16 protein-coding genes and 1 pseudogene are annotated in these 17974 nt (G+C 42.6%); 3 read left to right on the top strand and 14 right to left on the bottom strand.

Features of this window, described 5'->3' with window-relative positions:
• Positions 1-139: 139 nt before the first annotated feature.
• From prlC to ABLA85_RS00835, 9 genes and pseudogenes are all read right to left on the bottom strand, one after another.
• On the bottom strand, positions 140-2182 hold the full coding sequence (gene prlC, locus ABLA85_RS00875) for an oligopeptidase A (RefSeq protein WP_367960522.1): 2043 nt from the start codon (positions 2180-2182) through the stop codon (positions 140-142).
• A 328-nt stretch (positions 2183-2510) separates the two neighbouring features.
• Positions 2511-2837 (bottom strand): lysozyme inhibitor LprI family protein, encoded by a 327-nt coding sequence (locus tag ABLA85_RS00870; protein WP_367960520.1) that lies wholly within the window; start codon positions 2835-2837, stop codon positions 2511-2513.
• A gap of 135 nt (positions 2838-2972) precedes the next feature.
• Positions 2973-3542, bottom strand: a complete 570-nt coding sequence (locus ABLA85_RS00865; protein ID WP_367960519.1) for a hypothetical protein — start codon at positions 3540-3542, stop codon at positions 2973-2975.
• Positions 3543-3866: 324 nt separating this feature from the next.
• Positions 3867-5531 carry an alpha,alpha-phosphotrehalase gene (treC, locus tag ABLA85_RS00860; RefSeq protein WP_367960517.1) on the bottom strand — a complete coding sequence of 555 codons (1665 nt, stop codon included), beginning with the start codon at positions 5529-5531 and terminating at the stop codon, positions 3867-3869.
• 26 nt (positions 5532-5557) lie between these two features.
• Positions 5558-6991, bottom strand: coding sequence for a PTS trehalose transporter subunit IIBC (treB, locus tag ABLA85_RS00855; protein ID WP_367960515.1), 1434 nt, complete (start codon positions 6989-6991; stop codon positions 5558-5560).
• 548 nt (positions 6992-7539) lie between these two features.
• Positions 7540-8721, bottom strand: coding sequence for a M20 family metallopeptidase (locus ABLA85_RS00850; RefSeq protein WP_367960611.1), 1182 nt, complete (start codon positions 8719-8721; stop codon positions 7540-7542).
• Positions 8722-8912: 191 nt separating this feature from the next.
• Positions 8913-9161 (bottom strand): annotated as a pseudogene (locus ABLA85_RS00845) (SelA-like pyridoxal phosphate-dependent enzyme); the annotation flags it as partial.
• Positions 9121-9294 carry a helix-turn-helix domain-containing protein gene (locus tag ABLA85_RS00840; protein ID WP_367960514.1) on the bottom strand — a complete coding sequence of 58 codons (174 nt, stop codon included), beginning with the start codon at positions 9292-9294 and terminating at the stop codon, positions 9121-9123. The gene ABLA85_RS00840 and the pseudogene ABLA85_RS00845, both read right to left, overlap by 41 nt.
• 21 nt (positions 9295-9315) lie before the next feature.
• The gene (locus tag ABLA85_RS00835; protein WP_367960513.1) at positions 9316-9858 is read right to left on the bottom strand and encodes a dihydrofolate reductase family protein; all 543 of its coding nucleotides are present in this window, start codon (positions 9856-9858) and stop codon (positions 9316-9318) included.
• A gap of 367 nt (positions 9859-10225) precedes the next feature.
• On the opposite strand from ABLA85_RS00835, the gene ABLA85_RS00830 reads away from it, so the two are divergent.
• The 3 genes from ABLA85_RS00830 (at position 10226) to ABLA85_RS00820 (ending at position 12123) form a co-directional block, all read left to right on the top strand.
• Entirely contained in the window at positions 10226-10504 is a 279-nt protein-coding gene (locus ABLA85_RS00830) for a PAAR domain-containing protein (protein ID WP_367960512.1), read from the top strand.
• Between the two features lie 226 nt (positions 10505-10730).
• Positions 10731-11573 carry a hypothetical protein gene (locus ABLA85_RS00825; RefSeq protein WP_367960510.1) on the top strand — a complete coding sequence of 281 codons (843 nt, stop codon included), beginning with the start codon at positions 10731-10733 and terminating at the stop codon, positions 11571-11573.
• Between the two features lie 10 nt (positions 11574-11583).
• Positions 11584-12123, top strand: a complete 540-nt coding sequence (locus ABLA85_RS00820) for a hypothetical protein (RefSeq protein WP_367960509.1) — start codon at positions 11584-11586, stop codon at positions 12121-12123.
• An 84-nt stretch (positions 12124-12207) separates the two neighbouring features.
• On the opposite strand, the gene paaX is transcribed toward ABLA85_RS00820, so the two are convergent.
• Genes paaX through ABLA85_RS00795 form a run of 5 tightly spaced genes read right to left on the bottom strand, consistent with a single transcriptional unit; the run spans position 12208 to position 17966 of the window.
• Positions 12208-13140 carry a phenylacetic acid degradation operon negative regulatory protein PaaX gene (paaX, locus tag ABLA85_RS00815; RefSeq protein ID WP_367960507.1) on the bottom strand — a complete coding sequence of 311 codons (933 nt, stop codon included), beginning with the start codon at positions 13138-13140 and terminating at the stop codon, positions 12208-12210.
• Positions 13141-13185: 45 nt separating this feature from the next.
• Complete coding sequence (gene paaK, locus ABLA85_RS00810) at positions 13186-14529, bottom strand: phenylacetate--CoA ligase PaaK (protein WP_367960505.1); 1344 nt, start codon at positions 14527-14529, stop codon at positions 13186-13188.
• Positions 14530-14578: 49 nt separating this feature from the next.
• Entirely contained in the window at positions 14579-15781 is a 1203-nt protein-coding gene (gene pcaF / locus ABLA85_RS00805; protein ID WP_367960504.1) for a 3-oxoadipyl-CoA thiolase, read from the bottom strand.
• Positions 15778-16281 (bottom strand): hydroxyphenylacetyl-CoA thioesterase PaaI, encoded by a 504-nt coding sequence (gene paaI / locus ABLA85_RS00800; RefSeq protein ID WP_367960503.1) that lies wholly within the window; start codon positions 16279-16281, stop codon positions 15778-15780. The genes pcaF and paaI overlap by 4 nt, the downstream gene beginning before the upstream one ends.
• A 35-nt stretch (positions 16282-16316) precedes the next feature.
• Positions 16317-17966, bottom strand: coding sequence for a 3-hydroxyacyl-CoA dehydrogenase (locus ABLA85_RS00795; protein WP_367960610.1), 1650 nt, complete (start codon positions 17964-17966; stop codon positions 16317-16319).
• Positions 17967-17974: the final 8 nt, after the last annotated feature.

Genomic DNA, 17974 nt, shown 5'->3' with positions numbered 1-17974 from the left:
GTTCAATGCTGATATTGTATTGTGATGTGTGGGGATATGCGAATAATTAGGCTCTTTTCATGTCGGTAGACAGTGATAATGAAATAAGGCGCTGTTATCAGCGCCTTATTCATGCAGTTTAACAAATTAACACAAATGATTATTCCGTGATGCCAAGTCTTTTCAGCAGTGCATCCAGTGATGGTTTACGGCCACGGAAGCGAATAAACAGCGTCATTGGATCCATCGAACCACCAAGAGTCAGATAATCATCAAGGAACGATTGACCGGTTGTGCGGTTGAAAATTCCCTCTTCAGAGAAGCGGGAATAAGCATCCGCCGCCAGCACATCTGCCCACATGTAGCTGTAGTAGCCTGCTGCATAGCCACCGCTAAAAATATGGCTGAACGAGTGCGGGAAGCGATCATCATCCTGTGTTGGAACCACAGAAACATGCTCTTCCACTGATTGAAGTATTGGCAGAATTTGTGCGCCTTTTGCCGGGTCATATTCAACGTGCAGGCGGAAATCAAACAGACCAAACTTCAACTGACGCAGTACGGACATAGCAGACTGAAAATTCTTCGCTGCCAGCATATTATCCAGCATTTCCTTCGGCAGAGGCTCTTTGGTTTCATAATGACCAGAGATAAATGCCAATGCCTCTGGCTCCCAACACCAGTTCTCCATAAACTGACTTGGACATTCCACAGTATCCCACGGTACACCGTTAGTGCCGGCAACATCCAGGGTTTCAACCAGGGTTAACATGGAGTGCAAACCGTGTCCGAATTCATGGAACAGCGTTTTCACTTCAGAGTGTGTGAACAGAGCGGGTTTATCACCTACAGGCCCATTGAAGTTGCAGTTAATAAAAACGACAGGTTTCTGTAGCTCACCGGAAGCAAGGCGCATTCTGTCAACATAGCTGCTTTTCCATGCTCCTCCTCTTTTATTTTCGCGGGCATAGAGATCCAGATAACAGCTACCGCGTAATGTCTGCTTTTCATCATACAGGTCAAAGAAGCGGACATCAGGATGCCAGGTTTCTACATCATGGCGCTCTTTCGCGGTAATACCATAAATGCGGCGGACAACTTCAAACAGCCCATTGAGTGCGCGTTGTTCAGGGAAATAAGCACGTAGCTGTTCTTCATCAAAAGAGAAATCATGCTGTTTCTGTTTTTCGCTATAGTACTTCACATCCCAGCCTTCCAGATCATCAATCCAATAGTGAGAGAAGGCAAAATCACAAAGTTCTTCCATCTCCCTTTCACCCTGACGATGGGCACGGTTGACCAGATCGTTTAAGAAATCAAGAACTTCTTGTGGTGTCTTCGCCATTTTTGTAGCGAGAGAGTTTTCGGCATAGTTTTTAAAGCCTAATAGCAGAGCGCGTTCATGACGCAGAGCGATAATTTCCTCCATAATCGAGGTATTGTCCCATTTGCAGGCATTTGGCCCTAGCTCAGAAGCACGAGTTATATAGGCAGTATATATTTCTTCACGCAGGTCACGGTCATCAGCATAGCTTATGACAGAATTATAGATGGGGGGATCCAGTGTCAGTAACCAGCCATCTAACCCTTTCGCTTTGGCGGCGGCTTTGGCCGCATTTTGGGCGCTTTCAGGCAAACCCGACAGATCGCATTCGTCAGTGATGAGCTTAGACCACCCCATGGTGGCATCCAGTACATTATTGCCGAATTGGGAATCTAGCTCTGATAGACGGGCGGTGATCTCACCGTAGCGTTTTTGTTTCTCTTCCGGCAAGGCAACACCGGACAATGTAAAACCAAGCAACGCATCTTCAATGGCTTTACGCTGCGATTGGGGTAGCTCCCTGAATGCCGGATTTTCTTTCAGTGACTTATACGCCTGATATAATCCTTTGTGCTGTCCTATCCAAGTATCGAACTCGGCAACCATGCGGAGGCACTGCTCATAAGCTACCCGGAATTCCGGGCTATTCTTGACGGCATTGAGGTGTTTGACTGGAGACCAGACACGTCCAAATTGATTTTTCGCTTCAGAGATTGGTTGACACAGGTTATCCCAGGTAAATGGGGAATTTTCGGCCAGTACTTTCTCAATCACCTGACGATAGTTGGCTAACCTTTCCTTTACAGCTGGTACAACATGTTCTGCTTTAATAGAAGCAAATTTGGGTAGTCCAGAAGATTCTAGTAATGGATTAGTCATAATTAGCGCCTTATTAGTATATTTGGGTATACCGCTATCCCAAAGAGTTGGTGTTGAAAGACGGGAATTAAGATAGCGTGAGTTCACTGTAAATACCGCCATTTTATGTGAATAATTACTCTCTTTTTATATCAGTGATCTGTGAAATGACGCGATAACATTGGTGATAGGTTCGATGTCAAATAATAGGAAAGAAAAAACCAGCAAATGTTATTACTGGTTTCATAATCAACATAAGCAGTTAAATAAGTCTATTTCATGTTGGTTATGTCAAAAAATAGCAGGAATTGAAAATAGTAAATTCTTATCTTAATCTCTGAACGATTAATTAAATCGGTTTTTCTATTGAGTTATAAAGCATATCTAATTGATTAATACGTTGACGATAACTCTCTCTCAGACATGATATATTGGCCTTACATTGCTGACGTTGTTTCAGCCATGCCTTCTGATCATCGTACATCTCTCCTGATATCCCCATAGCAAATAACCCTCGAAGAAAGTGGTATTTCACATTCATTTCTACATCCAGATCATTTAGTTCTGGGCTGGCACAAATCGCTTTCTCATCTGACGCTCTAGCTTTCGTACAGTCAAAACTGGCAGCAAAACTAAGTGGTGACTGGATATACAATAGTAACAGTATATATCGCATTATTTCCCCTTATAAGGACGGCAAATAAATATCTTAAGTAAAACATAATAGCATACTCCTCGCTTGAGATTAGAAAAATAATTCCCCTGCCATTAAACTAGTGTCTTTTTATATAGTCAGTCAGCATTCACTTTATTAATCATTTATTTCCATAATTATCTGTGTTCCATCATAACTTGAATATCCATTCTTACAATTTGATTCACTACCGTCACAAGTAAATTTAATAGGAAACCCGCATTCTATATTATTCGCAGGAGTAAAATAGGTACTCCAGCCTTTTATTATATTATTAAACGTTGTAAGTAATACTACTTTGCAGTGTATTTCCCAATTTTTTGGCTTATGATACACAATATACCATCTAATAAATTTATCCGAAAGTTCGCAAAAACTAAAGAAATTATTATTATCTACTAAGCTAAAGCTTCTTTCTTGTTGAGGGGTTAAGATTATGTCATCTGATGGGCCGGCATTATACATACATTGGTCTGCTTTACGTGAAATGACTACTTTGGCAGTTTTGCTATTATTTTTGAAGTGCACGTTATAATCTGTAGAAAAAACAGAGGGTTTATGGATGGCTTTGTTATTTTCTATTTTATGATCATCTTGCACTGTGCTGTTTTTAGTGAAAGTACTACTTGCAAAAAGTATCATACTTAAAGATAAACTGTATGCGATATATTTTTTAAGCGGTTTCATTTTTATTCCCTCTATTTAAAAAATTACCTGCTTGCGTTCAAAATACAGTGTGACAACAAGAGAATGTCAGTCAACGAAGCTGTAATTTGAAAGATGGCTTGTATTTATATATTTCATTTTTAAGTATAGCAGGAGTTAATAAAAATAAAGCTGGATATAGAATTTTCTTTGTATTGGGAGGATATATGTTATTTTCTCACTGTTTTTATTTATAAGTTTTTTTTCTGATTAATATTATGCCTCACCTCTTATTCGGCAAGGCATAATATTTAAATTATCTTATAAACAATATATTATGATAAAATAAAAACATAAACAATATTGTTATGTTGAAATTAAGTATATTGCTTCATAAGGATTGAGCTTAATTTCCTTCTCTATTTTTTTTGTCGATGATGGGTAATTACTGATGAGTACCCGCCAATCTTGGTGTGTGAGTTCAGACTCTGGAGACCAAAGTTGTGTTTCGTCACTTAGATTGGCTATAACCAGCAGAGTTTGATCCTGCCAACGACGCAGATAACACCATAGTGAAGGGTGGTCGGGTAAAAGATCCCGATAATCACCGTGAGTTAGGATGGGTTGTGTTTTTCTTAACTTAATCAAATCTTGGTAGCAGTAAAATACAGAATCGTTGTCCTGTAATACGGCTTCTGCATTGATTTCACGATAATTATCGCAAGTAGCGATCCACGGAGTACCCGAAGTGAAACCCGCGTTGCTGGAATCATCCCATTGCATCGGAGTTCGGCTATTATCACGGGATTTCTGTGCCAGAATTGCTAAAATCTCTTCTGGCTGTACGCCTTTTTCAATACGCTCTTGATACATATTCAGGCTTTCAATATCCCGATAGTCTTCAATACGCTTAAAATGAGGATTCGTCATACCCAGTTCTTCACCCTGATAAATATAGGGTGTTCCCTGCATGCCGTGTAGCACCATGGCTAACATTTTGGCAGATATCTTATGGTATTGGTTTTCATCGCCAAACCGGGAAACAATGCGAGGTTGGTCATGGTTACACCAGAAAAGTGCGTTCCAGGCTTTTTGATGCATACCCTGTTGCCATGTCGAAAAAATCCTTTTCAGCTCAATATAATCAGGCTTAGCGAGGGTCCATTTCTCACCATTAGGGTAATCAACTTTCAGATGATGAAAGTTAAACGTCATGGAGAGTTCTTTGCCATCCAATGCGCTATAGTGGAGACAGTGTTCAAGGCGTGTGGAGGACATCTCTCCGACAGTCATCAATCCCTTAGGTTGGAAAACATCACGACTCATCTCCTGCAAAAATTCATGTATCCGTGGGCCATCGGTATAAAAACAACGGCCATCACCATGCTCATCATTAGGATAGTCCTGTTGTTTTGAGACGAGGTTAACCACATCCAACCTTAGTCCATCAACACCACGATCGGCCCAGAACTCACAGACTTTCTTCAACTCAGTTCGAACGGGTTCATGTTCCCAGTTCAAATCAGCTTGTTCTACAGCAAACAGATGAAGGTAATACTGTTGGCTCTCTGGATGCCATTGCCACGCATTCCCCCCGAACTTGGATTTCCAGTTATTGGGAAGGGGATCCTTGGCACTTTCCCGCCAGATATAAAACTGGCGATAAGGGCTATTAATATCCTGTGCCGCCTTAAACCACGGATGCTCGGTTGAGGTGTGATTAAAGACCATATCTAAAATGATGCGAATGCCACGACGATGGGCATTTTCCACCAAATTATCAAAGTCTTCCATTGTTCCATAATCAGGATTAATGGCGCAGTAATCGGCGACATCATAGCCATTATCTACCTGTGGAGATGGATAAATTGGTGTGATCCAGATAGCGCCTACACCGAGGCGCTGTAAATAATCCAGACGTTGGGTGATCCCATTAATATCCCCCGTCCCACTTCCTGTACTATCCTGAAAACTTTTTGGGTAAATCTGGTAGATAGTACTGTTTAACCACCACGGTTGTTGTTCAGTCATAACAATTCCTATTAACCTGTATCCTATTAATTTGCTGCTCCATTAGCCAATGTGACTTTGCGTTCATTCCTGCGATACATCAGAACGGTAAGTGCCATTGGCACAACAATAACGATAAGCATGGCGATAAGGTAGATTACCCAGAACTGGGGTTTGATGGACAGAATACCCGGTATTCCTCCCACACCGATGCCATAGGAGGTAACATGATTGAGCCCACATACCAGACCCGCCAGGCTGGTTCCAATCATTGCACAGAACATGGGATAGCGGTATTTCAGGTTAATACCATACATGGCCGGTTCGGTAACGCCGAGATAGGCTGAAATCGCTGCCGGAACTGAAATCTCCCGCTCTTTTTCTTTTTTGCTTGCCCAGATAATCCCGATAACCGCAGAGCCTTGAGCAATATTGGACAGGGCAATGATTGGCCAGATAGGTGTTCCGCCTGTGCTTTGGATCATTTGCAGGTCAATAGCCAGCGTAGTCTGATGTACGCCAGTGATAACCAATGGAGCATAGAAGAAGCCAAACAAAGCGGCTCCAATCGGCGCAAAACTTCCGGTCATCAGCCCTTTGACACACCATGCAACACCATCACCAATTACACGCCCAATCGGGCCAATTAGTGCATGGGCAAGGAAAACTGCCAGCAACAGGGAAACCACCGGAACAATCACCAGGTAAAGATAATCCGGCACCAGTTTCTTCAAACGTGTTTCAATCCATCCCAACGTCAGGCCAGCCATCAGGGAAGGTATAACCTGAGCCTGATAACCCACTTTGGAGATGGTAAACCAGCCAAAATTCCAGACATCAGGCACCTGTTGCCCAAGTAAGTAGGCATTCATTAATTGTGGGGAGACCAGCGTGATCCCCAGAACAATGCCCAGTATGGGAGTTCCGCCCATTTTTTTAACGGCGGACCAGCAAATACCGACAGGCAGATAGAAAAATATGGCTTCACCAATCAGCCAGAGGAAATCATAGATGGTTTGCCAGATTGGATATAACTGAGCGAGGGATTTTTCGTCACTGAATGGAATTCCCCCGATCAAGTTACGGAGGCCCAATATCAGACCGCCACTGATAAGGGCAGGCAGCAATGGGAAGAAGATCTCAGCAAAATGTGAAATTGCATTTTCATACCATTTCATATTTTGTCGCGCGGCCTGTTTGACCTCTTCTTTATTGGCTGACTGCTTTCCGGTAGCGGTGAGCAGGGCTTTATAATAGATATCTACATTTGTCCCGATGACCACCTGGAACTGGCCGGCATTGGTGAAACAACCTTTTACCATAGGTAATTCTTCAATAGCTTTGGCGTCGGCTTTTTCGGGTGCATTAAGAACAAATCTGAGTCTGGTGATACAATGGCTTACGGAGGCAATATTCTCTTGCCCCCCGATTAGCCGAATAAGATTATCAATATCCTTTTGATTTATTTGTTTTTTCTTCATGCCTTTTCTCCTTCATATGGCAGGAGTAGTGAATTGAATAATGTAAATTGGTGCTAACAGAATGATTACTTTTATGATGAGATAATTCATAGAATGAAGTAATAATCCCCCCATCCTAGTCAGATTTCAGAATTTTGAATATGAAAAGATACGTTGTTTGAGTTTTAGATCACACTTTATTCTATTAGTGTGAAAATATAATACTTTTTATATTACTTAAAATTATTGTTTTAATGGTTTTAATTTCCTTTGTAATTAATAGGTGTGGGTGATGAATGTTGTTTGTATTATGTTTACTATCTATTAATGCTAAAGTGAAAACTAATTTTATAGCTTTGTTAAGGTGTGTTCTCATTTAATTGAAAAAATGCAATTATTCCTCTGCCATTTTTCTTCTTTGTGTTTAATTGAATAAGTGAATCTGTTTGAATCTAAGATAATTATTTTATAAAAAGGGGATTATTGTGACTTTGCTAAAAATAGACCAAGTTCAATTTGCTAGAGGGTAACCCAGCATCCGATATTCCACTATCGGACGCCAAATATGATTAATAAGTAACAAGATTAATAAAAATCTGTGCTCCAACCAGTAGACAATTATCGTCAACAAAATAAGGGTTAGAATGTGGAAAGTTATTTATTCCTTTCGCTTTATTCCCGCTGCCAAGTGTGAACATAGCACCTGTGCGATTTTGAGTAGCATTAATCATGTAGCTGAAATCATCACTGGCCGTTGTTGGTCGGCTGTTAGTTTCGATATTTCTTTGTGGCAGGAAGTTGCTGGCCGCTTCTATGATTCGCCGGTAAGCATGAGGATGGTTTTCTACCGCGGGATAGGTGACGTAAGACATTGTAGCTTTGAATCCCCCCGCTTCGCTGCGGGCAATAATTTCTTGCATACTGTTTTTCAGAATCTGGTCGGTCTCTTTATCCATTGCCCGGATCGTTCCCTGAGCCTGAACATGATCGGCAACGGTATTGGGAACTGTGCCGCCAATAATCATACCGCAATTGAATACCGCGGGGCTAAAAGGACTGGTTTTTTTGGCAACGATATAGTCCAGGTAGTCAATGATGCGAGATGCTTCTCGAATGGCATCCAGCCCTCTCTGTGGTGTGGAGCCGTGAGCAGAAACACCGTATACATCCAGTGTCCATGTTGAACCCCATGATGTTACCGTACCGCTATTGAGACTGATGGTTCCGGTCTCCACAGCAGCATTGTTGTGCAGGGCATAGACTTCACTTACTCCGTCCATACATCCTAGCTCAACCATTTTATCTGCCCCCGGAACACGCATATCTTCTTCAGCCATTTGAAAGATAAAACGTACGTTGGCATTCATTTCATTCTGGTACTGGGACAGATAATTGGCTGCGGTCAGGGCTACTGTCATATGGATGTCATGACCACAATTATGTGCGCAACCCTCATGGATAGAACTATGCTCATTATTAGTCATATCGGGCATAGCGAGCGCATCCATATCAGCGCGAAATGCAATTAAAGGTTTGGCTGGATCAATAATTAAATCAGCAAGAAAACCGGTATAGCCTGCATAATTTTTAGTGGTATAACCGAAACTTGTTATTAAATCATGGCAATATTTTGCAGTTTTAAATTCCCGGCCAGAAAGTTCGGGGATTTTATGTAAATCTTGTCGAGTTTTTTTACTGAACTTTTCTAATGAAAATAATTTTTCACTGACATTGTATTTATTGATGTCCATCATATTCCCCATTTTGCCAAAATTAATTTGAGCAATGAAAGAAGCATTGAGAAAGTAGTCAGTAGAAACTATCATGAAAACGATGATCACTTGCCATAATATTTTTCTTCAGTTCCTTTTCCTTACTTATCAGTTGTCAGAGAATAATAAGACGACTCAATGATGAATAATTATATTGAATATTTAGGTGGTTAAAATATTTGTCGTTCCTGTATTACAACTCGCCTGATTTCCGCAACAATCGTATCAAGTTGTTCTGTCGAAACACTACGGATATCTGCCTCGACTTTACCTTCATTGGCTTTATATTCCCGAAAATAGATCGCTGTATTGCCTTGTCGGAGTTGTGCCAGAATTTCAAATGTACTTTTATTAATCTTTTGTTCGTCAAAAGTCATCTCAGCCCGTGCTATATCGCGACCAGCGTTGTCCCAGACTATTCAATTCGGCTATATCTGTACGGATAGTCCGGCTGGAAACCGCAAAGCGTTTTGCTAATTCAGCCTGTGGCAATATTGTTGCCTGAACTGCCTCAAAGATATAGATAAGGCGGGAATAGGGGAACAGGGCCACGATAATACCTTTTGCAAATAATTATGCCGTTGACTTGATATCCATAATGGTTTCGATTGCACCACTGCTCAAGAATCGTTGTTGATTAGGTACTGCCTGAATCGAACGGCTGACTGGCAGAACGCGAATACCTGAACCGAGGAACACGGGAACCGTAGTCATAAACAGTTGTTGTAATTCTCCTGCATCTGCAAAAAATGCAGCCGTTTTTCCTCCACCAATGAGCCAAACATCTTTACCTTTAGCTGCTGCTTTTGCTTTGGTAACAATTTGATGGGCTGAATCATGAGTGACAACGGCATTAATTTCTGCCGGAATGGACAAATTTCTGGAGGAGAGAATAAAAGAGGGAATATTCTGGTACGGCCAGTGACCTGAAATATTTTTCATTATCCATTCATAAGTCCCTGCACCTATAATTGCCGCGCCAATGCTTTGATAAAATTTCTCGTAAGGAGTGGCATCCTCGCTGAGGATAAATGTCTCTAACCAACCTAATTCGTGGTTTTCTGTAGCGATATAACCGTCCATTGTGGCCGCGACATAATAAACAAGCTTTGACATATCTTTCCTCATTTTTAATTTTAGGATTTATTTACGTTGTTTGAAAAAAAACAATAGGTGTTGAGATAAATTTTCGTTAAATTAATTAATAACTCTATCAGGAGAACCAGAAACCAATTAGCTTTTTGAAGTAATATTTTAGAAATGCGTGTTTAAAATAGATGTTTGTCACATAACTTACTGAAATAAAGATTTTGTCTATATTTTTTATGTATTCATTGTCACAAATATTGAATATTTAGAGTAAAACAAGATGAATAAATTGTTTTTTGAATCATGAATCATGAATCATGATTTCTTTAATCGCGCCGTATTTATAGATAATATATTGATTAATCAAATCACATTAAATTCACTTTAAGGATGAATGATGGCCATTGGATATTTCTTAGTTGTTGGGGATCAGACAACATGTGGTGGTGCGATCTTAACAGGCAGCAGTCAGGTCACTTTCTACGGCAAGCAATCTGCTCTTGAAGGTTCATCAGTCAGTTGTGGCAGATATGGCGGTTCTTACCAGATTATCGGTGGTGTCAGTGGTTTTCTGAATCACCAGAAAAAAATGGCAGGTACGCTGGATAGCCGAAGCAGTTGCCCTTGTCAGGCAGGTTTAATTCATTCCATTCCAGATTCTTACTCCAATTAATGCGTGTCAATCAACATCAATAGATAATGCCATTGTGAATATTACTGATGGCATTTAAATAGAACAGTAATAAATAATTTCCATTGTTAAAAATTATATGAAGAGCATATTAAAAAAATAAGAGCTATCTTACTGGACACGAGTTTGATTTGTTCATAAGATTATTTTTATTATAACGCAATGGGTTAGAGAACGGATTTAACCAAAATAAAAAGGATAAATAACGATGTCTAAATTTATTATTATGCGGAATAACCGGACGTTACTTAATGAAACTGTCTTTTATCTGACGCCGGGCAATACACTGACATTAAAGATTGATGGTTTAAATAGCGGCACCAGAAAACACCTTAAATTTATGCCGAATAATGGCCTTGTCTCTGTTTTCCAACTCGATAATCCTCAGCGCAGAGAACAGACACTGAAAATCACAGCCATCAATATGGGAATGAGTATTATCAGCGCGGTAGATACGAATATCAGCTACTGTTCCTTTTTTGCCGCCGGTGTTGCTGAGGATTGTTTCCCACCGTTAACAATTAATGTGTTATCTAAAATATCGATTCCTACTGATCTCACTCCTGAACAGAAAGCGATGTTGATGGTATTGTTGGCGGAGACGAAAACACCATCTACAATTGGGGCAGGCTATGATGAAAAGAAAGCAAGAGACGCAATGCAATATATGCATGATGCTCTATTGAATAGGGTTAAGTCTCCTAAGTCACATGAACTTGATGTACCAAAACATGGAAATAAATTAATCGGACTTATTTCAGGGCCAAGAACAATAGAGGGATTTAGCCAGTATCCCAATATTAAATCTGATATACAAAAAAGAATTAATGGTATGATAGCAACTGCCAATGAAGGTACTCATATTGACTTCCTTGTTTATCGTCAATTAATTACAAATGCTATCAATATAGTCAAAAGTAATAAAATATCAAATACAGAAGTTATTGCGTGGAGAACAAAAGACTATGATTCTCCAGGTAAAAATTTCATTAAGTTATTTTCATTACAAGGGCAGGATTTTTATAAATTATCAGATAGTTATCTGAAATAAGAGATTATATATGAAATATTTAATTGGTATTACTATAATTTTATTCTCTATTAGTGCCTTTACAAAACAGGAACAGTTGGATTTTAATGCTTGGGAAGAGAAGGGTAGTTGGGGTATATTTGCCTCAAAACCCGATGATAGGTTTGACCCGTTAAAAATAAAAAAATATAAAGAAAATTATATTCTGGCATTTAGCTATATTATTAACGTCTTAGAAGAACAAAATGTAATTAATAAATTTTGTTTGATTGGATATAAATTTTATAAGAAAAGTGATCGTGATGGATTTAACAGCGTTATTGTTTATTGGAAAAATGCTAATAGATTGATTAATTGGGAGCTTCCTGATGGAAACTATGATGACAAGTTTAAATCCATTTTATACAGCAAACCCTTTATTGATATCAGTGATTCAGTTGTTCCATATAAAGAAGCAGAAGGAGCACAAGCTTTATGGGCTAAAGAAGGTGTTATCCAAATGATGGAAGATTGTGAATTGCATGGTCAGAAAATAACAATAAAACCTTCGGAAGTTGTTGATATTAAATAATAGAGAACCTGCTCGCAGCCAGCGAGCAGGTGTACCTATATAGACAAATATAAACATTTTCTCAAAATCAATCGTCAGAAAATACTAAGATCCGCTACGTAATCTACCGAAACGCCGATAATACGCGGCAGCAGGTTGTGGCAGTTTACCTATGGTAGTTTCACATTGTTCACCGATGTACTGTGTTGCGGCAGAGCCAATGCGTTGGTAGATGTTGATACATAAATGACGGGCGATTTGTCCTTCCCACTGTGCAGGTAGCAGGGCATCCGGTAGGAGTGGATCGCGCAGTACGACACGGCGGTAAAAGTGGATAAGCAGAAGACGTAATTGGAAGCAGCGTTCTGGTGTCAGTTCATCTGGATTGCAGTCTTGCAATAGTTTCATCAAAGGACGGAATGAGAGGATAAATTCATGGTAGCGTTGAGCGACCTGGTCCAGCGACCAACTGGCGGATACCCGCTCTTTCAGGCTCTGCTCTGAACGGGGATAAGGATAATCCGCCCGGAAGTAGATAACAGAGTCACTGGCGTTGAGTTCTCCGAGCAGGGCGGGAATATCACTTTGTGAGCTGCCAGGGGCAGCCATTAATGTGCTGTTGAGTTGACCAAATCCAAGCCAGCTCAACTCTTTTTTCAGGCGGATGCGTTCTTCTTTGTTGCTCTCTTCCAGTAGCAGTAGATCCCATTTGCCATCCCAGGCAGGTTGTTCGCTGAGATAAATTTTACTCTCTGCATGGCGGAATTGGTTCATGCCGCGTTCTGTAATGCGGTAATAGCTACGACGACCTATTTTTTCTACCTCTAGCCATCCCTCTTTTTGCAAACGAAAGACAGATGTTCGCACAAAGCGGTTACTGAATCCCATCGGTTCCAACAGAAGGCTAAGACTACCTAGCCAGACTTCACCACCCCGGTGACTGAGGGCATCGCCATACAAAGAAATAATCAGCGATGTTCCGCTAATCGGCTGGGCAGTGAGAGCATATTGAATAAAATCATCGAGTCTGTAAGTCATATTGTGTTATTTTTGTATCGGAATTGTGTCATGACATTAGCATAATTATCCATGCCGACGGTTATCTATCACCCGAACCGCTTTGCCTTCTGAGCGGGGAATGTCTCCGCAGTTGACGATGCTGACTTCTGTATTGATACCGACCATAGATTTAATGTGGTGGCGCAGTTGGTGGCAAATGCCACAGCGTTGTTGGAAACTGAGTTGATTAGGTTCTTTCAGTTCGACCTTGACAGACAGGCTGTCATCATTACCCACGCGATTCACTTCCAATTGATAGTGTGGTGACAGTTCCCTGAAACGTACAATCTGTTCTTCTATCTGTGAGGGGAAGACGTTAATACCACGGATAATAAGCATATCGTCGGAGCGTCCGGTGATCCTGTCCATACGGCGCATATTGCGAGCGGTTCCCGGTAATAAACGTGTCAGGTCACGGGTACGGTAGCGGATCACAGGCATGGCTTCTTTGGTCAGCGTTGTGAAAACCAGTTCGCCATGCTCTCCGTCCGGCAGGACATTCAGGTTATCCGGATCAATCACTTCTGGATAAAAGTGATCTTCCCAAATGGTGGAACCATCCGCGTATTCCACTGATTCCATCGCAACACCCGGCCCCATGACTTCGGACAGGCCGTAAATATCCAGTGCTTTAATGCCCATACGTGTCTCTATTTCCTGGCGTAGCCCTTCCGTCCACGGTTCGGCTCCGAAAATACCAACCCGGAGGGAACATTGTCTGGCATCGCCTCCCATTTGTTGTTCCAGCTCGTCCAGTAGTGTCAGACAGTAGGAAGGTGTCATCATGATGATGTCAGGCTTAAAATCCCGGATCAGGTGTGCTTGTTTTTCCGTTTGTCCTCCAGACATGGGGATCACGGTTGCTCCCAGACGCTCAGCACCATAATGTGCACCTAATCCCCCCGTAAATAAGCCGTAACCGTAAGCAACGTGTACTTTGTCTTTGGCTGTACCCCCGGCGAAACGCAGACTGCGGGCGACCAAGTCAGCCCAGTTATCAATGTCCTGTTGGGTATAGCCCACGACAGTCGGACGACCTGTCGTACCGGATGACGCATGAATACGCACAATTTTTTCTATTGGCACGGCAAAGGTATCAAAAGGGTAGTTATCCCTTAGATCCTGCTTGGTGGTGTAAGGAAATTTCTTGATGTCATCAAGTTGTCTGAAATCACTGGGATGAATGCCGATGGCATCAAATTTGTGTTGATACATTGGTACGTTGTTATAGGCGTGATGCAGCGTCCATTTTATTTGCTCAAATTGCCGTGTCTGAATTTCATCGCGTGAGGCAAATTCAATAGGATCGAAATGTGTATTGGTGTGTGGTGTAACGTGTGAGTAGAAGTGTTGTACGTTGTTGCTCATAATTTCCCGCCATTTTGTTGATTTGGTTGTAACAGGCTGTTTTTATAAGTTATATGCGCTCGATAATCATGGCGATACCTTGTCCCACTCCAACGCACATGGTGCATAGGGCATAACGGCCAGCTCGCCGTTCCAGTTCAAGAGTGGCTGTCAGCGCAAGGCGGGCACCACTCATGCCCAATGGGTGCCCAAGCGCAATTGCGCCGCCATTCGGGTTGATATGCTCTGCATCATCCGGCAATCCCCATTGACGAATGACTGCCAGTGACTGGGCTGCAAAGGCTTCATTCAGTTCAATCACATCCATTTGATTCAGGCTTAGGCCCGCAAGTGCCAGTACTTTTTCAGTGGCAGGCAGTGGTCCTATCCCCATAATGCGCGGTTCAACACCACTGGTGGCGGTTGCGACAATACGTGCCCGTGGGGTCAGACCATGTTGTTGAACTGCTGTTTCTGAAGCGATGATCAGAGCGGCTGCTCCGTCATTGACGCCGGAGGCATTGCCGGCAGTGACTGTGCCGTCAACACGGAATGGGGTTTTGAGCTTTTGCAACTGCTCAAATGTTGTGTCAGACCGGGGATGTTCATCCTGTGAAAATAAAGTGGCTTTGCGGGGGCCAGGCAGGGTAACAGGAGTGATCTCTTCGGCCAGAATACCGCGTTGCTGAGCTTTGGCTGTACGTTGCTGGCTACGCAGCGCGAAAGCGTCCTGAGCCTCCCGGCTGATTTTAAATTGGGTTGCAACGTTCTCTGCGGTTTCCGGCATCGAATCCGTGCCAAATTGTTGTTGTATGCGTGGATTAATGAACCGCCAGCCAATCGTGGTATCGAATATCTGTGCTTGACGGCTGAACGCATTTTCTGCTTTTCCCATCACTAATGGCGCACGGGTCATGGATTCAACACCACCAGCCAGTATCAGAGCAGCTTCACCAGTTTTGATACTGCGGGCCGCAAAAGCCAGTGCTTCCAGACCAGAACCACACAATCGATTGAGAGTTGTTCCGGGGACGGAATATGGTAGTCCAGCCAGTAATACCGCCATGCGTGCGACATTACGGTTATCTTCGCCAGCCTGATTGGCACAACCGAGGATGACGTCATCAATACCTTGCCCATCTAATGTGGGATAACGTGCTATCAGTGCTTGTAATGGCAGAGCGGCCAGATCATCAGCCCGCAGACTGGCAAGGGCACCACCATAACGTCCGATAGGGGTACGTACTCCATCACAAATAAATGCATGATTCATGATTTTTCTCCCCGATGTTCTTTAGGAAGAGAAGTTTGAGATGGAAGAACTTTTGAGGGCTCTTCTAAAACTGAGTGACCAAGGCGATGTGCGTGACCACGGAAGAAGGCTACTGTTTTGCCATTCTGATTGGTCACTTTGACATCATACAACCCAGACGTTTTTCCCTGATGTTGCACCGAAGCGATAGCCGTGAGTTGGTCACCATTAAAGACTGGATGAATGAAATCTATACTGCATCCTGAAGCCACCGCAGCCGGTCCTTCACTGTTACAGGCGTAAGCAAAAGCTGTGTCAGCCAGAGTGAATATGATGCCACCATGACAGGTTTTATGACCGTTGAGCATAGTAGGCTCAACGGTCATGCTTAATTGAGCGATCCCGATATCGATATAGTCGATGTGTATACCCATATGGTTGGCACAAGCATCTTTGGTATACATGGCCTCAATAGAGTGCCGGGCAAGTTGTTTAGGAGAGTTATTGGTTTTATCAGGCATGATTTTTCTTCTTATATTTATTGATGTTCATATTGCTATGTAGACAGGTGCTGCGGTGAGATATGTGGCAGTGAGACATAACCCCCAGCCAGTTGGCGTAGCAAAGGTGACGGACGGTAACGGGGTTCGCCGTAGAATTGTTGTAAGTTTTCTAATGTACTGAGAATGTGCCGCCAGCCAAGCTGGTTGCCCCATGTCAAAGGGCCAATGGGATAATTCACGCCATAACACATTGCCAGATCGATATCTTCGGCGTTAGCGATACCTTTATTAAGAGCATCCAATGCTTCGTTGCACAGCATTGCTACAGTACGCATGGTCAGCAGAGCCGGGTAATCCGGCAGTAAAATCACCTGCTTGCCGAGGGCGTGTAGAAAGTTGATCACTTTTGCGGTCTGTTGCTGAGTATTCTGGCAGGCTACACTGAGCGTCATTATCGGAGCGGTCTGATGATTGGCTGATAGATCAAACTGCACTATCGGCATCCCAATTTCATCAGTAAGTTGTGAGCTGGTTTTCCCTGTTGCCAGCATAAATATAACGTCATCAATCTGTAATGCTGGTGATGGTAGCTGAATATTTTCGCCTTTTTCAGCAGCAATTTTATCGGGGTGTAATAATCCGTGTTGCTGTAACAGTGTGGTAAAGGACGGCAGGACAGACCAATTACCGATTGTTTTCATTTGTTCAGGTGGTATTAGTGCTGCCGGCGATATTTCTGTAATCATCTCCATAATGGTGGGAATAAATTGTTGTTGCGTTTTGTCAGCGTAATCCTTGCCCGCATAAACATAAAATCCCCGGCCACTTTTACGCCCCAGATGATTAGCTTCCACCAGTTCTTTTTGTCGTAGTGATGGCTGAAAACGTGTATCACCATAGAAAGCATTGAACAGGGATTCGGTTACGGCGTAATTAACATCATGCCCAATTAAATCGGTAAGCTGCAATGGCCCCATCGCAAAGCCGCCGGAGTCTTTCATAACCGCATCCAGTGTTGCGGGGGAAGCAATTTGTTCTTCCAGTGCACGCAGGGCTTCCGCATAAAAAGGGCGTGCGATACGGTTAACAATAAAACCGGGTGTAGAACGACAAATGACAGGCTGTTTTTGCCAGTTGATCACGAGGCGTTTAAGAGTTGCTATTGTCTGTGGCGACGTTTCCAACCCCTGCACGATTTCTACCAGTTTCATCAATGGGGCAGGATTAAAAAAATGCAGCCCTGCCATACGCTGAGGAGCTTCCAGTACGCGGGCAATTGCAGTAATCGACAACGATGAGGTGTTACTGGCAAAAAGGGTTTGTTGTGAACAAAGGGTTTCCAGTTGGCGGAATAGATCCTGCTTCGCTGCCAACTTTTCGATAATCGCTTCAATGACCAGGGCGCTTGATACCAATGAATGTAACGAATCTACCAGCGTGATACGTTGCAACAGTTCCTGAGTTTTGCCTGCATCTGCCTTGCCTGCTTCAACACGTTGATGCAGGCGGGTGTGGAGTGTATCTAGCGCACGTTGTGCCGCTTCACTGTTTACATCAAATAGCAGGACAGTATGTCCTGCCTGAGCTGCTACCTGAGCAATGCCGATACCCATCGTGCCTGCACCAATCATAGCGATTGGGCCGTTCAGTGTTGATTCATTGAGCATTGAATTATGAGATATTGAACGATGATGTATGGGCATGTTCATGA

The sequence above is a fragment of the Xenorhabdus sp. SGI246 genome, from assembly GCF_040838225.1.
Classification (GTDB): domain Bacteria; phylum Pseudomonadota; class Gammaproteobacteria; order Enterobacterales; family Enterobacteriaceae; genus Xenorhabdus; species Xenorhabdus indica.
The sequence above is the reverse complement of the archived record's forward strand: the minus strand, read 5'-3'. Positions and strand labels throughout refer to the sequence as shown.

Bases quoted from the DNA above. Each gene is read 5' to 3' on its own strand.
- prlC (WP_367960522.1), bottom strand. From the start codon at position 2,182: ATGACTAATCCATTACTAGAATCTTCTGGACTACCCAAATTTGCTTCT.
- ABLA85_RS00870 (WP_367960520.1), bottom strand. From the start codon at position 2,837: ATGCGATATATACTGTTACTATTGTATATCCAGTCACCACTTAGTTTT.
- ABLA85_RS00865 (WP_367960519.1), bottom strand. From the start codon at position 3,542: ATGAAACCGCTTAAAAAATATATCGCATACAGTTTATCTTTAAGTATG.
- treC (WP_367960517.1), bottom strand. From the start codon at position 5,531: ATGACTGAACAACAACCGTGGTGGTTAAACAGTACTATCTACCAGATT.
- treB (WP_367960515.1), bottom strand. From the start codon at position 6,991: ATGAAGAAAAAACAAATAAATCAAAAGGATATTGATAATCTTATTCGG.
- ABLA85_RS00850 (WP_367960611.1), bottom strand. From the start codon at position 8,721: ATGGACATCAATAAATACAATGTCAGTGAAAAATTATTTTCATTAGAA.
- ABLA85_RS00835 (WP_367960513.1), bottom strand. From the start codon at position 9,858: ATGTCAAAGCTTGTTTATTATGTCGCGGCCACAATGGACGGTTATATC.
- ABLA85_RS00830 (WP_367960512.1), top strand. From the start codon at position 10,226: ATGATGGCCATTGGATATTTCTTAGTTGTTGGGGATCAGACAACATGT.
- ABLA85_RS00825 (WP_367960510.1), top strand. From the start codon at position 10,731: ATGTCTAAATTTATTATTATGCGGAATAACCGGACGTTACTTAATGAA.
- ABLA85_RS00820 (WP_367960509.1), top strand. From the start codon at position 11,584: ATGAAATATTTAATTGGTATTACTATAATTTTATTCTCTATTAGTGCC.
- paaX (WP_367960507.1), bottom strand. From the start codon at position 13,140: ATGACTTACAGACTCGATGATTTTATTCAATATGCTCTCACTGCCCAG.
- paaK (WP_367960505.1), bottom strand. From the start codon at position 14,529: ATGAGCAACAACGTACAACACTTCTACTCACACGTTACACCACACACC.
- pcaF (WP_367960504.1), bottom strand. From the start codon at position 15,781: ATGAATCATGCATTTATTTGTGATGGAGTACGTACCCCTATCGGACGT.
- paaI (WP_367960503.1), bottom strand. From the start codon at position 16,281: ATGCCTGATAAAACCAATAACTCTCCTAAACAACTTGCCCGGCACTCT.
- ABLA85_RS00795 (WP_367960610.1), bottom strand. From the start codon at position 17,966: ATGCCCATACATCATCGTTCAATATCTCATAATTCAATGCTCAATGAA.